Here is a 507-nt window from a genome sequence, read left to right as displayed (position 1 = left end):
CACCGGCCTCTACGACATCGACACCGGCGTCGGTTTCTTCGACCATATGCTCGAACAATTGTCGCGCCATTCGCTGATCGACCTGCATGTCCGCACCAAGGGCGACCTGCACATCGACCAGCACCACACGGTCGAGGATACCGGCATCGCGATCGGCGAGGCGGTGGCGAAGGCGCTCGGCGACAAGCGCGGGATCGTCCGCTACGGCGACGCGCTCAGCCCGATGGACGAGACGCTGACCCGCGTCGCGCTCGATATCTCCGGCCGGCCGTGGCTCGTCTGGAAGACGGAGTTCAGCCAGAAACGTCTCGGCGAGATGGACACGGAGATGTTCCAGCACTGGTTCCACAGCTTCGCGCAGGCGGCCGGCATCACGCTCCACGTCGAAACGCTGCACGGCGAGAACAATCACCACATCGCCGAAAGCGCGTTCAAGGGCCTCGCCCGTGCGCTGCGCAAGGCGATCGAGATCGACCCGCGCAAGAGCGACGCCATTCCCTCGACGAA

The 507-nt window shown here is 64.9% G+C and carries 1 protein-coding gene; it reads left to right on the top strand.

What is annotated here, in order from left to right; translation table 11 throughout:
- Window positions 1–507 (top strand): imidazoleglycerol-phosphate dehydratase HisB (gene hisB / locus AC0IYH_RS29220; RefSeq protein WP_471837507.1); only part of this gene is annotated, 507 nt, incomplete at both ends.

Source organism: Pseudomonas sp. AC463 (genome assembly GCF_979253585.1).
This window is presented reverse-complemented; position numbering and strand designations above follow the sequence as displayed.